Annotated in this window: 14 protein-coding genes; 13 read left to right on the plus strand and 1 reads right to left on the minus strand. The window is 43.6% G+C overall.

Annotated features, from left to right (window positions below; translation table 11 throughout):
- Nucleotides 1–3 precede the first annotated feature (3 nt).
- The 9 genes from HLM86_RS09600 to HLM86_RS09640 all read left to right on the plus strand — a co-directional run bounded on the left by HLM86_RS09600 (nt 4) and on the right by HLM86_RS09640 (nt 8,019).
- On the plus strand, nt 4–1,050 hold the full coding sequence (locus HLM86_RS09600) for a hypothetical protein (RefSeq protein WP_170882711.1): 1,047 nt from the start codon (nt 4–6) through the stop codon (nt 1,048–1,050).
- Nucleotides 1,050–1,730, plus strand: coding sequence for a hypothetical protein (locus HLM86_RS09605; protein WP_170882710.1), 681 nt, complete (start codon nt 1,050–1,052; stop codon nt 1,728–1,730). Before HLM86_RS09600 ends, HLM86_RS09605 begins: the two co-directional genes overlap by 1 nt.
- 8 nt (nt 1,731–1,738) lie before the next feature.
- Nucleotides 1,739–3,220, plus strand: coding sequence for a hypothetical protein (locus HLM86_RS09610; RefSeq protein WP_170882709.1), 1,482 nt, complete (start codon nt 1,739–1,741; stop codon nt 3,218–3,220).
- Nucleotides 3,221–3,327: 107 nt separating this feature from the next.
- Nucleotides 3,328–3,528, plus strand: a complete 201-nt coding sequence (locus HLM86_RS09615; protein ID WP_170882708.1) for a hypothetical protein — start codon at nt 3,328–3,330, stop codon at nt 3,526–3,528.
- A 234-nt stretch (nt 3,529–3,762) separates the two neighbouring features.
- Nucleotides 3,763–4,206: an eCIS core domain-containing protein gene (locus tag HLM86_RS09620; protein WP_170882707.1), complete on the plus strand. Its 444-nt coding sequence runs from the start codon at nt 3,763–3,765 to the stop codon at nt 4,204–4,206.
- A gap of 125 nt (nt 4,207–4,331) precedes the next feature.
- Nucleotides 4,332–4,604 (plus strand): hypothetical protein, encoded by a 273-nt coding sequence (locus HLM86_RS09625; RefSeq protein WP_170882706.1) that lies wholly within the window; start codon nt 4,332–4,334, stop codon nt 4,602–4,604.
- A gap of 454 nt (nt 4,605–5,058) precedes the next feature.
- A complete protein-coding gene (locus HLM86_RS09630) occupies nt 5,059–6,048 on the plus strand; it encodes a hypothetical protein (protein WP_170882705.1) in 990 nt (329 codons plus the stop codon).
- 280 nt (nt 6,049–6,328) lie between these two features.
- Nucleotides 6,329–6,817, plus strand: a complete 489-nt coding sequence (locus HLM86_RS09635; protein ID WP_170882704.1) for a transposase — start codon at nt 6,329–6,331, stop codon at nt 6,815–6,817.
- A gap of 938 nt (nt 6,818–7,755) precedes the next feature.
- A complete protein-coding gene (locus tag HLM86_RS09640; protein WP_217702152.1) occupies nt 7,756–8,019 on the plus strand; it encodes a hypothetical protein in 264 nt (87 codons plus the stop codon).
- Between the two features lie 250 nt (nt 8,020–8,269).
- Here HLM86_RS09640 and HLM86_RS09645 read toward each other — a convergent pair whose 3' ends face one another.
- The gene (locus HLM86_RS09645; RefSeq protein WP_076588832.1) at nt 8,270–9,109 is read right to left on the minus strand and encodes a LysM peptidoglycan-binding domain-containing protein; all 840 of its coding nucleotides are present in this window, start codon (nt 9,107–9,109) and stop codon (nt 8,270–8,272) included.
- Nucleotides 9,110–9,500: 391 nt separating this feature from the next.
- On the opposite strand from HLM86_RS09645, the gene HLM86_RS09650 reads away from it, so the two are divergent.
- The 4 genes from HLM86_RS09650 (at nt 9,501) to HLM86_RS09665 (ending at nt 14,162) form a co-directional block, all read left to right on the plus strand.
- Nucleotides 9,501–10,886 (plus strand): ATP-binding protein, encoded by a 1,386-nt coding sequence (locus tag HLM86_RS09650; protein ID WP_217702153.1) that lies wholly within the window; start codon nt 9,501–9,503, stop codon nt 10,884–10,886.
- A 338-nt stretch (nt 10,887–11,224) separates the two neighbouring features.
- The gene (locus HLM86_RS09655) at nt 11,225–11,977 is read left to right on the plus strand and encodes a hypothetical protein (protein ID WP_170882701.1); all 753 of its coding nucleotides are present in this window, start codon (nt 11,225–11,227) and stop codon (nt 11,975–11,977) included.
- 306 nt (nt 11,978–12,283) lie between these two features.
- Nucleotides 12,284–13,396 (plus strand): cyanobactin maturation protease PatG family protein, encoded by a 1,113-nt coding sequence (locus tag HLM86_RS09660; RefSeq protein ID WP_217702154.1) that lies wholly within the window; start codon nt 12,284–12,286, stop codon nt 13,394–13,396.
- A gap of 34 nt (nt 13,397–13,430) precedes the next feature.
- On the plus strand, nt 13,431–14,162 hold the full coding sequence (locus HLM86_RS09665) for a cyanobactin maturation protease PatG family protein (protein WP_170882700.1): 732 nt from the start codon (nt 13,431–13,433) through the stop codon (nt 14,160–14,162).
- Nucleotides 14,163–14,171 lie beyond the last annotated feature (9 nt).

A 14,171-nucleotide genomic window follows, 5' to 3' on the forward strand; every position in this document is an offset into this window, starting at 1 on the left:
GACATGGCGATCCAAATTGAAGATACCTTAATGCAATCGACAACGCAGCTAACAACCAAAAATCAACTGCTATTGAACTTAATCCCTAATGCGTCACCATGGATTAATTGGAACATAACGAACCAAAGCAGCATTGTATCGTTTAACTCTGAGGATGAGCTGATAGAGCAACTGGGGGTTGGATTAGCGGGCACGTCGGTGATCGATCTTCCTCATGCGAATTTAACCGTAGACATTAGAAAATTGATAGAGCTGAGCAGTGAAGATACGTTGTCACTTATATCAAACATCGACACACATAATGCAGTTGGCAGATCGATCTCAAATATAATTAAGCAATACCACCTATTGACCAATGATGAGTTGAACATGGTCAATCAGTTTTTCAATCAGAATCATCTTACTATACCTTTAGGTTGGGGGACTGGGCTGGGTGAAACCATTCAGTGCTATCAATCGTTGGACTATAGTGAGCTGGCGTTAAAAAACAAAAGTAGCCTCAAAACCGATGCGACTCAATGGGCGCTTTTGCGAGCACAAACGCTGGCGGAGTTTGGGTGTTATTACTGTCTATATTTACATATTCGTAAGCATCTTAGTGGAAAACCAACAGACGTAGATGGTTATGTAAACCAGTTAGTGGACGTTGTGTTAGAAACTCTCGACTGCCCGCTTGTGAGCAATGAGTTAGACCCGTCAGGGTTAAAAAACACCATTATTGCATGGAACAAATCGGGAAATAATTTGGGTTTCAGTAGTTTGGCTTCCGGGTTGCTCTGCATCGGCATGAACATTGACTTCAAACACGTTAACCAACTAAAAGAACAAGCCAAAGGCTATCTACAGCAACTACAAAATCAGTTGTGTGAGCACCTCCCAAGCGAGAGTTATATTAATCAAGCTGGGCAGTGCCGTCATTATTTTTATACGTTGCCAGACCGAGAAATTGTCGTCAACGTCAACGAAATAGGCTGTGTCAGTCTCTACAGTGACTTGCCTATTGGCAACCTGACTGCGGCTCAAGAACTATCGACGTTAAGGGGCTGTTGATGAACTCCAATACCTTGAACCAAACGAACGCGCGTGTGTCGATAAACAATGACAATAGCAATGCTTTCGATGAGCAAACTGAGAGCTCGTCCGTCTACGACAGGCAAGATGCGATGCAAAGGTTAGCTGAAATGTCATTGCCAATAGGTACTAAAGCAATCATGTTGAACGTAGACTCGGTCATTGCCGACGCGATGAAAACCATCAATAGTTCTCTCAAACAGTCGTCAAACCACATCGAAAAGCAAAGAATAAAATTGATGAAACAGCATCCATCGCTAACGCAAGCGTATGACCCACAGGGGGATACGCCCAGCCAAACCGAGCAGTCCAGCTCATTGGAGGCAACAGGGGCAGCAAATAATCCCACGGCCCCGCTAGAAACGTTAAACCACATCGCTCGGCAAACATTGGTGAACTTCAACCAAAACTACGAGAGCCAAATGACCGGTAACCATAGAGAAAAACAGCAACACGTTGTTGAAACGCAATCTTCTGTTACACAGGCTGTTCTTGATATGCAGAAGAAAATGATGATCAAACATCAAAGCTATCAAAAACAACGACTCGGAATCGATGAGCCTTCGAACAATGTATTGAAAAACAAGCCTGAAAAGACCCAAGATCAAAAACAAAACGTTGCCGTTACATCGGCCACTCAAACGTTATCAATCGAATAGGTGAGACGATGATCCCTTTAGAATCGATTAACATCGAGTTAAGCGCTGACCTCAACGTTAAACAAGCGGCGGCCAACACACAGATGAAGGCGCTGGTGGAACGACTATGTGACGCTCCAAAGTACCACACGCTCACGAAAACAGACCGTTTAACATTAGCCAAAGAGGGATATGCGCCTGATCTCACCAATAACCTCGTCGTCACCACTCAACGAGGTCAAAACGTTGCTAGTTGTGAAAGTGACCGTCTAGTGGTTGGCTTTACCTATGCTGCGTTTGATCCTGCTTTATACGGGAATACGGACATATATAATGCCCTTGAACGGGTTTCAAACGGTTGCTGCTGCTACTGCGAAAGCTTTTTAATGCCAGTAGGGGCAGGGGAAGTCGGCCATTTTAGACCGGTATCCTTGTTGGATGTTGAAATCAGCTCAGAGAGCAACAGCCATACCTGTTCGCCATACTACCTGCAAGCGTATGAGCAATCGAATCTTGTGTATACCTGCCAAGCGTGCAGTACCGATCATAAAGCGGGTCGATTTCCCGTGATGGGAGAGCGAAATGCGGTGGATGTCAACCAAGAGCAACCCATGTTGGTTAACCCTTATCAGGAAAACCCGCGAGATTATATTCGTTTTAATCCGCAAAATTGTCTTGCGTACCCCTTTGATGAAGCATGCACGTTTTATCAAGCCACTCAGAAAAAATCGTCGGTAGAAGTTGAGGCTCTTATTTGGCAAGACCCCAGTTACATTCCAAATCAATTTACGTCAAGCGGTGAACTACTCACCGATGGCCAAACCCAGCAACAATATGAAGATTGGCGAGCCCACCAACAACTCGGTCATCACCCAACGAGGGGAGAACTGACGATTGATGTTATTGGGTTGAACCGTAACGCCCTCGTGCTCGCAAGGTTAGTAATGGCAACATCATTAATGTCTAGCGACGAGGTGAGCAACAAAGACACTTCGCCTAAGAGTGGAGGCGCGACTCCAGAATCGATAGATACTCAATGCGATACGATATCTTACCGAAGTATGGCGATTGATGTTTTGCAAACGTTAAAACAGGCCAGTGACACTTCACCAAATAGCCCGCTGAAAAAGAATGCCAACTTAACCCCCACGTCTCTGGCGATGCATAAGGGTGAATTTAGGCCATCACGCGTACCGAAAACCATGGCCGTCTGGCTACGATCCTGCCTGAGCTATTTGGTTCTCGAATCGGAACTAAAACAGACCAATAAACGCCGTTTAGTGTGTCTTTCTGCTGAAGATAAAGTGTACGGTGGAACCGATACCGAAAAGTGCGTGTTTCTACCCATAGACTGGGAGATGGACATACACAACGTGATCAAAGTCAAGTCGCATCGCAACCTATGGGAAGCGAGCTTCCTAGAGCTTGCTCAATCGCATCCACATGAACTTATAAGCCTATTTGCCAACAATGATGTGTGGGTGGAAGGCGATTATACACCATTGGCGTAACTCGATTTACCTCATCCGTGGCTAACAAAGCATTGTAACGTTGGCTACTTAGGAAAGGACTTGCAACACAAGGCAAGAAAACAATGAAATTAACCAAGGAGAACCACATGAGTTTAGAAAACCAACCCGATAACACATTACAACTGGATGTGCAGAAAGAAGTGACTCTGCATGAGCAAGCCGCAAGCATTTCCGTTGCGTACACAGATGAGAGTGTGGCACTGCAAATATTTGGTACCACCAATGTCGCGCAGGTAGTGCTGGAGGCTGAGGAAAAAGCCTTGAACGCAGTCGTCGCAACCCAGTAATTCATCAGAGTTAACCGAAGAGCCATCAACGCTTAGCGTATTGATAAGTCGGCTCATTACTACCCCTCTTCATACCGAAACCAGCCAACCATTTGTGAAGAGGGTTTTTTATTTTGGACTATTTGATACACCTAAAATACCAAACACAGAAGAGTTTTTACCAAGAGCACCAAGGCAAATAGGCATACAGTAAATATAGAACAAGCAAAAGTGCAGTCAGGGAAGGCGAAGGCAATGAAAACACACCAATATTTAAAACGGATAAACCCGCCACTGTTTGGCGTGAATCACCATAAGTGGGTGACGCAACGCGCAGCAATCAATACGGCTTCGCCATGCGTTAAAGTAGCGACCAAGCCTTTGCCCGTTTGCCTGCGCCAAGGTATGGAGCGTATATCGGGCGAGAATCTGCAACGGGTGCGCGTGCACTACAACTCACACAAGCCAGCGCAAGTTCAGGCGCACGCTTACGCACAAGGGGAAGACATCTACCTCGCCCCAGGGCAAGAAAGCCACCTGCCACACGAGTTAGGCCACGTAGTCCAACAAAAAATGGGCATGGTGGAGCCAACCATGGAAGTTAATGGTGTAGCAGTAAACGACGACCCAAGGTTAGAACAACATGCCACCGAGCTAGGGGAAATGGCGGTAAGGGTGGGGGGAGTGCTGTCTGCTTAACTAAGCATCCATTTAAAACCTATATAGGGAGAATCAAAAATGAAGGGTTTGATTTTATACTCTGGGCATCCTGCCCTACGCCCTTCGGGCCAGCTTCGCTGTTCAAAATTGTTCCAGACAATTTTGTGGGATACAGGATAACCCCTAAGCCAAAGGGGAATTTAACACTCGCTTGGATGACTTGGGCAAACCACTTTAGCAAACTTCGGCAGCTTTATGAGCAAGGTACTCCCATTAAGGGTATCGCACAGTATGTTAAACGTTGGCTAAGTTGGGCAAGCGGGGGCGTAACTTTGAACATGCCAGCCAGTCTACAGCAAGGCTTTAACAGCGCGCTTGGACGTGAGGTTAAAGGGTTGTTGGGGTGGTATGGAGAGGATGAGTTTACTGCTGGGTAAGGTGGTGATTTGGAATGTATGGGAGTGACTCATTAACACCCAGTAAGATGTTAAAGAGTCATAAATAATAATGAGATAGTCTTGGTAAAGTCCTTGATGGCTTTTCAATCATGTTATGGGCAATGAATAAATATTATAACTCGTGACAAAATCCAATTTAAAGGGTTCAAAAAATATTTACTGGGACAGACACCTGAAGGAACTACAAAGGGCTTTGGAAATATCAGTACGCCACTGGATGCGATTGATAGTTTGTAATATTGAAAGGGAGTGGCTCAATAACAGTTAAACAGGCAGTTAAAGAGCCATAAATACGGAAAATTAATAAAGAGATAGTTTTAATAAAATCCACCACGATCCCGCAAACTCCACTGCGTGGAGTTTGTGGGATGTTATAGGCAACTGAAGACATCCTATAACAAGCGACAAAGCCAATTAAAATAAGGTTTGATATATGTTCGAACAAATAAACAAACGTCAAAAAAGTAGATGTAGACTGGATCCATATTCATTATCTAAGACTAAACAACCAGATAAAAATGGACACTTACATATTCAAGGAAATTCAAATGCGGAAAATACTATTCAGAGGAATATACTAGGGAATCCAAACTTAGGTACATGGGCACGACAAACCAAAAATATACAAAGCAAGAAAGCGGAAAACGTGGTAGCTTTTTTGAATTTAGCGAATCAAGACAATGACGTAGATTTTTCACTTGATGAAATAAATGATTTTTACGAAGAAAAAATTAAGAGTCGAGCTCATAATGAAATAAAGGATGCCCAATCAATATATGATGAACTGAGATCTTTTATTGCATCTAAACGGGATGACCTAGGGGCGCACGGCGCACTAAATCATGCTGGTACAGGTGCTAATTTTATCATAAATCGTGTAAACAATAGCCATAGAAACAATATGACAGCTTCATATCTCAAAATTAATGAGTATCTAGAGTGGGATACAATCTTAAATAGAAACTCAGATGTAATATACAAGAAGTATCTTGGTATGGCAAAAGACGCACTGGTAAACTTAGATTCTGGGGATGTCAATAGACCGTATGTAAATGCAGCTGGAATACAAAAAAACGCGGAAAGTACAGCTCACCTTAACACCCCTGCAAATGTAGAATTCGAAGAAGGGAACATGGCGAATGGGGAACTTAGCGTAGAAATCAGGACGGGTGCTGTTAGGGCGCTTGAGAACGGTAACTATGGGGTCAAAATAGCGGCTAGCATTAGGGGGAGCGGAGAAATGGGAAGCTGGAGTGTTTCTAAAACCGGCGGTGTACAGGCTTCAACTGTGGACATAGAGGAGGTTGAAAGACAACCTGAAGCTCATACCGGTGGCTTGGCTCCTGAATTCGTGATAGACAAGGACGGTACTATAATTTCAGAACCAGACCAAAATAGGTTGAGTTGGGTAACCAAGTTTTAGAGAGCCCCATAACGAGAGCTAAAGCCCATTGAAACGGGCTTTAGCTCTATTGTTATAGGCAATGGAAAATAGCCTATAACAATGAAAAAAAACGATTAAAAGGTATGAGATAAGAATCAGTCGGACAGACACATTAAGAAACGCATTAAGAAACGTCTTTCGATAACTAACCAACCCAATCAATTACATTTAAAAAGTAGGGAACTCTTGAAACAGAAAATTGGGCTTTTCTAGGCTAATGGGGTGAACTAAAGTCAGCGTATCACAAGAAGGATCACGCATGACAACCGCACGTAGCCAACAAAGGAGGTTAGAAACCACACCCTATTATCATTGCGTATCTCGCTGTGTGAGGCGCTCATTTCTGTGTGGTTTTGATGCCACCACCCAAACCAACTACGAACACCGAAGAGGGTGGGTAGAATCGCGTATTAATGCGGTAGCCAAGGTGTTTTGCATCGATGTGTGCGCCTATGCAGTGATGAGTAATCATTACCATATTGTCCTGCATGTGAACCGTGGCAAAGCTCAAGCACTAACACAACAGCAAGTCATTGAACGATGGACATCCTTTCATTTGGCTCCCGTTATGGTTCAAAGAAAAATGCGCGGTGATAAACTGACCAAACCAGCATTGCGTGTGTATCAGGGCATCGTCGAAACTTGGCGAGAGCGATTGTATTGCGTTAGTTGGTTTATGCGCCTAATCAATCAGTTTGTTGCAAGTAACATTAGAGGGACAGACACTCTAAGAAACGTCTTTCGATAACTAACAAACCAATCGATTACATCTAAAAAGTAGGGAACTCTTGAAACAAGAAAGTGGGCTTTTCTAGGCTAAAAAATTTAATGGGACAGACACCCTAAGAAACGTCTTTCGATAACTAATAAACCAATCAATTACATCTAAAAAGTAGGGAACTCTTGAAACAGGAAAGTGAGCTTTTCTAGGCTAGTGACTTGAACTAAAGTCAGTGCGTCACCAATGGGAGAACGCATGACAACCGCACGTAGTCAACAAATTAGCTTAGAAGCGACACCCTATTATCATTGTGTATAGTCTATCTTGAGAGCCTAGGGCTAGCAGACGCAAATTTCTTTATGGCTAACTTCTTTAGCTAGGGCGTCTAACCATATTAAGCGTCATACATATCGATTAAAGCATATTTAAATAATTGATAGATAAGAGAACTTTTACCAAACACAGCATGGATTATTCCAAGTGACACTGAATTTCTCCCACTAGTTTTAGTTAGCGTGCTGAATACACGCGAAATAATTCAACCATGAGGGAAGGGCAGAGCATGGAAAAGATGATTCAGGCGGCTAGGGAAGCCAGCGAAAATATACCCGCTATCAAGAAAGCTGAGATCGCTTACGTGGGCCGATACTACAGCTATGCGAATACAACAAATTACCTATAAAATGTTTATCGAAATCCGAAGCAACGGCACTTTCTAATGCAGGGTTTAAGATTGTCGTTATATTTCAAAAGTGTCAAAAATCCAGTGCTTGTTTTAGTTGTTTAGAGGGCGAAATCGCTGGGAAGTAGGCACTACACAGAGCAACCCAAGTGGAGCAACCCTTGAGGAGCGCAATCTATTTTGCTGTCGATTTTAATGCCACAGAGGACGATGCGAAAGGGGGGATAAAGGACGGAACACCAACGTAAACTGGGAGCTGGGGGCAAATGCCTAGTAGGGGGCTATGGCTCGGGTTTGGTGTGCAATAATCTGTTTAAAGCGGGCTTATGCACCCATCGCTGGGTCTCTGAGAAAATGGATTTTGCCGGTACCCGAGAAGCCGATAAAGAAAGGGCACTATGAAATACGCACACTGCCCACCTACATGACGGAATATTTGTACTCGGTGAAGTCCAACAAGGACGGCTCGTTGGAGATGGACTATGCCAAATTAGGCCGAAACACGAATATTGGCGAATTTGATGTGCGCTCAGTTCTGGAAGCGTAAAAGGGAAAGAGCACGGTGAAGGCGAGCATCTTTAGCGAGGGGCAAATTGCTTTCGAACTGCCCGCTATACTGAACCCTCAACACTGTATACCAAAATTTTAAAGGGGAGCGATGAATACTGGCACTACTGAAATTGCCACACATGTGAGTCCAGCTACTTTAATCAACCCTTTTACTGGAATGACACAGATTTCTAAACACTACGGTGAAAAAACAGCCAGTAAAAAGATACTGGCTCATTAGGGCAATACTAATTTGCTTTCCACTGAATATAGCCAGCTAACTCAACGCCATACGTTTTGAATTTCTGTTTTGCGTTTGGATAATAACTACCGTGTACAATACTAGGTACGATCTTTGCTTTTGCACTCGCATAGTCTTGCCAGCGAATATTGCTGCCTGATGTTATGGAAAAGTCATTAGCTGGCTCGATACCACTACTATATAGCTGCGGCGAAAGTATATCGATATCTTCGTTCGCAAAAAAAGAACTCATTAATGAATCGCGATCGCTGTCGTCATAAGGGGCAGAATGGCTTACAGTGACTAATACTTTGTAACCGAGCTTTTTAGCGAGATTAAATGACATTGAAAATTGCTCATTTAGGCCTGCGTCTGCTATTTCGATATCATATGCGATACCGTGGTAACCCTTAATTTTTTCTTCTTTTATTGCAGTATTTATTTCATCCAGTACTTGCCCAGTGAATTTTCCTTCTACTCCTCCTCCACCGAATGCTAAGTACTTTTCACCAATAAGGTTATCTTTGACATTGTTGCTGTTACCCCATTCGATGACCTTTTGTGGTCCCCAACCATAAAGGGCGATGCTCAATGTCGCGTTGGTTGGTGAAGGGCTTGTATATGGGTACCAGAATCCCATCATCTCAGCACTCGGCGAAAGTTGATAGCTGCTTGATGAAGTAAGTGGAATATTGAGTTCTTGCCCTCTTTGCAAATCGGTTGGGGAGGCATTGGGGTTGGCTTTCATAAACTGTGATACTGTAATTGGCATTGCGCTGTTTATGTTTTCAGTTATTGATGAAAAAGTATCACCCTTATTAACGGTATAGATAAGTTTATTGCTCATGTTTTTTCTCCTTTAGAAACCTATCTTTATCGTAAGTGCCACAGGGTAACTAGGATTGGTAGTTATACGTGTTTAGTTGGTATTTGTTAGGTTTTTATGAGCATTTCTTAGTATGTCAATAGAGTGAGGTTGTTTTTTTGGTAAATGCAGGTGCAAAACTGTATGTCTAGTTGGGCTTTTCATAATTTAAGAAAGAGACATTTAGGAAGAGGGTTAATTGAAATTTCATCATTGAACTTGTTTTAGTATTTGTACTAACTGTATGAGGACTTTTACCAAGAGTAACTTCGTTAATATAAGTATGCTGAGTGAAAAATTATAGAACATCAGAGAGACTGTGATGATCAATGGTGATGTCATTTCATATAAAAACAACAAGGTAGATTCGCCTATGAATATTGGTTTAGGCTTCAAAGAAGCCACTAACGCTTCCTTGCTGTCTGCTTATGCCCAATGGTGCGAAACCCTAATTCAAACAAGGCTGCAACTCTATTTTGGTCAAGAATGCAGGTATGCGTGCGTTCGCGATATTTCTCCGCCACAGGTAGCGAATCAAGAGGGTACACTGGCGAAGTTTGTTGCAAATCATCAGCTTGATTTTGACGACCAACTCTTATTGGCACTGGCACTGATGCCCACGGTAAAGCCACAAGTGCTTGACGTTCTGCTGATGAGAAACGACAACATAGACCGCCCTTATACTGAATTTGGTGGGGCGGAGCATAATGGATTGATCGTTGCCAATGGTGAAACCTTGGCGTTCTTATTAGGTGGTGATTGCGTTGAAAAACGATTGAATATACAGCTTATGATGTATTCGCTGCTTTCAGGTGACATGAGCAGGCTGAGACCCAGTGAAAAAGAAGTTATTAAGCTGTTTCAAATGCCAGAGCAAGCGGTATCTAACCCACTAAAAATACCTCTGGTTCTTGCTACAAAGGACCTAGTAGAACTCACTGTTGGGGGCAACTACGTTGAGCAACAAGGCGCTGGCTTCCCTGCCCATCTGGTTAAATCGCCGCAATCGTTAGAATCGCTCGTGTTGCCAGATTCAGTACTGCGTCAGCTCAACGATATTCAAGCGTGGTCACAACATGGTGAAACACTGCGTCATGAATGGGGAATGGCCGACAGAATTCGCCCCGGTTACCGAGCCCTTTTTTATGGCCCTTCTGGCACCGGAAAAACCATGACCGCTGGCGTGTTAGGCCAACTACTTGGGAAAGACGTCTACAAGGTTGATTTGTCACAAGTGCACTCCAAATACATCGGCGAGACAGAGAAAAACTTAGAACGTGTATTTACGTTAGCCGAACAAAACGGTTGGGTGCTGTTTTTCGATGAAGCGGATGCCGTGTTTGGCAAGCGAACTCAAACCAGTAACTCGAATGATCAATTTGCCAACCAAAATGTCTCGTACCTGTTGCAACGCATCGAGTGTTTTACGGGGTTGGTTATCTTGGCATCCAACTACAAAGACAATGTGGATGAAGCCTTTTTTCGTCGTTTTGAGTCCGTCATAGAATTTCCTAAGCCAGAGTCCCAGCAACGGTTAGCGATATGGCAAAAAGGGTTTTCACCAAAAGCGAAATTGGCCCCGGATGTTGACTTAAAAGAGGTGGCATTAAAATACCCGTTATCCGGCGCGTCTATCATGAATGTGATTCGTTATGTCTCGTTAAAGGCGATTTCAGAATCGCGTTCAAGCATCACTTTGAGTGACCTACACGAAGGCATAGATAAAGAAACCAAAAGCAGCACCCAGCCACGCTGGTAACTGTATCGAATACCCCCTTCATCAAGGGTTCGTTTCAATAGAGCACAACCGTCATTCACGGTTGTGCTTTTTGTTGTATTCGATAAGTGTGGTGAACACTGAATATCATCACTCCCCCATAGAAATCTGAAAAATGAACGCGATTAACCCTTTGAAAAACAGCAATAACAGATTGAATACGAAGTTCTACCAATTCAGCCGTAACTATTACCAAGGGATAAAGACAAAGTACCAAGTTGGTATAACCTCTGCTGCATATAGTTTAGTTAGCAAGCTAAGAGATACAACTTGTTATTCACTCGCAATAGTGCGGGTAAACAACGACAGAGGTGAGGAATATGGATAAAACTACGAAATTGACGGACCTCAAAGTGGGTGACTTTAAATCAGAGGCGATCTCTAAAGCAGTTGCGGATGCTGCTGTTGCTGCGACCAGTGCGATAGCACAAGCGACCGCCACAGCCAATGCGAGTTTAAAACTTAAAACTGAAAGCGCGTCGGCCAATGCCAAGGGTTTTAAAGCCGATAGGGTGGTGACCGAAGGTTATTTAGAAGCCAACTACGCACAAGCGCACGATTATCATTTTTGTTTAAGGGAAATTAATTTTGATAAGGACGACGATGATCTATCGGCATTCAGTGTTCAAGAATTGACTTCGATATTAGATCCCAATGGGTGTGATTTGGCTATGATGCCTTTGATTATCTTCCCTAAGCCTATGCCTGGCTCTGACAAAATAAACGCAGGCGAAGGGAAGAGCGAAGATGTCGCAAAAAAAGTTGTGACTAGACTGAAAAACCTTGGATTACCAATAGATGTCACAATTTGGTTTGATAATAACAACCTCACAGATTGTGTGACTGATGGCGCCAAATGTATAGAATACCTTACTAACGCAGGTTATTCCGTCGGCTATTACGGTGGCAGTGACTGCGGTTGCCCACAAGGCAATGGCAACGTTCAAAATGGTGCCATAGTGTTAGATAATGTCCAGTGCGGCCCTAAAACGGAAGCGGGTGGAGGCATTCAAATGTTCACCATTGGTGATAATGGTGGCCCGTGTAAAATCCGTTGGATCAATCAGCAATAGTGTTATCACCACGCTAATCAACGTTAACCTTTTGCAGGTTCAAGTATTGTCTCGCTCACTTGCGGCCTGCTTTTTTGATTAACGCCACTTTCTTTACCCCATATTTTCCCTCATCCTAACTTTTACCAAACCAAACCAAGTACCTGCCAATTGCCCCCCCAATTTTCACCAATTCAACCGATGACTGATTTAGGTAAAGTAGCGTTAGCAAATGAGTTCACTACTGTAACGAATGCTTGTGAAGCACGTGGCGGCACAATCATTCGCCGCAGGGTGATGAAAAGAATAGGGTAGAAGGTGACAGGTATGTCAGAACATACGACGACTAATGACAATGCGTTAAATAATCCAGAACCATCAACGAGGGACACCGATGCCACTTCGTTGGTTGATAAAAATCGCCAAACTGACGCAATAGTGCCTCTTAGCGAGCAAGATGAGCGATGCCAACAAAGCAGCGGTTCAATGGCGCATAAATTGGGAGAGGATGAACGTGTGCAAGTGGCTCAATGCGCCACTAAACCAACCGAAGAAATCATAGATTGCGCTCACCAAGAGTTACACCAAGAGCAAAATGTCGCGCAACTAACGTTAAATGCCCCCATTACCGACTATATTTATGCCGTTGGCGTACTCAAGCCAGAGTTTCCAAACCAAGGCTTACAAGAAGCCTTTTATAACGCGGCGCAAACCCTGAATGCGAGTGAGTACGATTATTACGGGGTGCTTGACCATACTGACAGCACAGGCACTCGGCCCTATTTTTACATTGCAGAACAAGTCCGCTGGGTATTGTCCATTCACGATGTAGACACTTATGTACTGTTACCACGCTCGAAAGCTGAGTTAGTGAGTTTCATCAAAGCACTAAAGTCGCCAGACAATAGCTTGCTTTCCGTCCTCTCGACGGTGGTTGGTGTGGTTGACAATTCTAGCGTGAGCGACGGCACGAACCAAAACTCAGCACTCACGCACGTGGTGTGTAATCATTTGTTTTGCCAAACATTAGAGCAACTGCATGATTCACTAAAAAAGGAGACTGGAGTCACCACTGGGGTTATTCAACATGTACTCAAAGGGCTTGAATATCAACCTAACGATGGGCGCAGTGATTTTAGTCGTGCAAAAAACTATTTAGCCTATCGCTACCCGAGATTGTATTTGACGACACATACATTAAGTAAAGAGCTGAGCTCGAATGAAGCGGGTTACTTTCTTGATGATGTGAGTGCGACTTATACAGATTTAGCCTCACCTCATACTATTGTCGATCTTGTTTTTACTTATAAAAATAAAGGCCGAAACTACAACGCACAACCTGAGGTGCATTACCACTGTAGTGTCGATGTGACACATCAGTTTCCTTTTGTTAATGCGTCACTACAAAAGTTTATGCCACTGACGGTAATGGCGAGCTAACCATAATAAATGCCGGTGACAACGAGGACAAATAATGAGTATAAAACTAATCAATGCGAGCACAGGGAATGCCTATGTTTATGCGCTTGGGGATATCAGGCCCTATTTAGCGACTCGTGACTTGCAAAAAGAGTTTGAGGCGGCCACTAAAGCATTAGGTTGTGCTGATGATGATTATTACCGAGTGTTTAGCTACCAAGTCGCTAGAGGCAATACTGAAGACTTAACATTTAGGCCATACGCCTATATTGCTGAAAAGGCGGATTGGGTGTTTACCATTAATGAGATTGATACCTATATGATCGTACCTAAATATGTTAACGAGTTAGATGCGCTCATCGCCGCGCTAAATAAGCATACCGATGCAAGTTCAGTGGCTCTGGTCGGAGCCATGGGAGTCCAAACGACAGACAACGACTTACGCTTGCCGAGTGTGGTTTGTAACCATGTGCTCACTCAGCCAGTCGGTGACAAAACCCCGATAACAATCAAGCCCAACGATGGTCTATCAGCCTCGCGGCGGGCATTAAACTATTTGGTGTTTAACTTTAACGACCTGCTCAAAGACAAGCCCAACATCGAAGGCCAATTGATTGAAATTAATTATCAAACCTATTTCAAAGCGCAAGATAGAGTGTTGATTGAGATGATATTAACCTACCGAAATCAATCATTAGAAGAGTCTTATTCATGTGGTATCGATGTGACCGACGAATACCCGTTTATTGACTTCCCACTAAGAAGTTATGTGCCAAAAGCAGCCTAAGGAGAGAGG

Source organism: Vibrio ostreicida (assembly GCF_013074385.2).
GTDB classification, from domain to species: domain Bacteria; phylum Pseudomonadota; class Gammaproteobacteria; order Enterobacterales; family Vibrionaceae; genus Vibrio; species Vibrio ostreicida.

Excerpts from the sequence above, each read along its gene's own strand:
- HLM86_RS09600 (WP_170882711.1), top strand. The coding sequence starts at position 4 with ATGGCGATCCAAATTGAAGATACCTTAATGCAATCGACAACGCAGCTA.
- HLM86_RS09605 (WP_170882710.1), top strand. The coding sequence starts at position 1,050 with ATGAACTCCAATACCTTGAACCAAACGAACGCGCGTGTGTCGATAAAC.
- HLM86_RS09610 (WP_170882709.1), top strand. The coding sequence starts at position 1,739 with ATGATCCCTTTAGAATCGATTAACATCGAGTTAAGCGCTGACCTCAAC.
- HLM86_RS09615 (WP_170882708.1), top strand. The coding sequence starts at position 3,328 with ATGAGTTTAGAAAACCAACCCGATAACACATTACAACTGGATGTGCAG.
- HLM86_RS09620 (WP_170882707.1), top strand. The coding sequence starts at position 3,763 with ATGAAAACACACCAATATTTAAAACGGATAAACCCGCCACTGTTTGGC.
- HLM86_RS09630 (WP_170882705.1), top strand. The coding sequence starts at position 5,059 with ATGTTCGAACAAATAAACAAACGTCAAAAAAGTAGATGTAGACTGGAT.
- HLM86_RS09635 (WP_170882704.1), top strand. The coding sequence starts at position 6,329 with ATGACAACCGCACGTAGCCAACAAAGGAGGTTAGAAACCACACCCTAT.
- HLM86_RS09640 (WP_217702152.1), top strand. The coding sequence starts at position 7,756 with ATGGCTCGGGTTTGGTGTGCAATAATCTGTTTAAAGCGGGCTTATGCA.
- HLM86_RS09645 (WP_076588832.1), bottom strand. The coding sequence starts at position 9,109 with ATGAGCAATAAACTTATCTATACCGTTAATAAGGGTGATACTTTTTCA.
- HLM86_RS09650 (WP_217702153.1), top strand. The coding sequence starts at position 9,501 with ATGAATATTGGTTTAGGCTTCAAAGAAGCCACTAACGCTTCCTTGCTG.
- HLM86_RS09655 (WP_170882701.1), top strand. The coding sequence starts at position 11,225 with ATGGATAAAACTACGAAATTGACGGACCTCAAAGTGGGTGACTTTAAA.
- HLM86_RS09660 (WP_217702154.1), top strand. The coding sequence starts at position 12,284 with ATGTCAGAACATACGACGACTAATGACAATGCGTTAAATAATCCAGAA.
- HLM86_RS09665 (WP_170882700.1), top strand. The coding sequence starts at position 13,431 with ATGAGTATAAAACTAATCAATGCGAGCACAGGGAATGCCTATGTTTAT.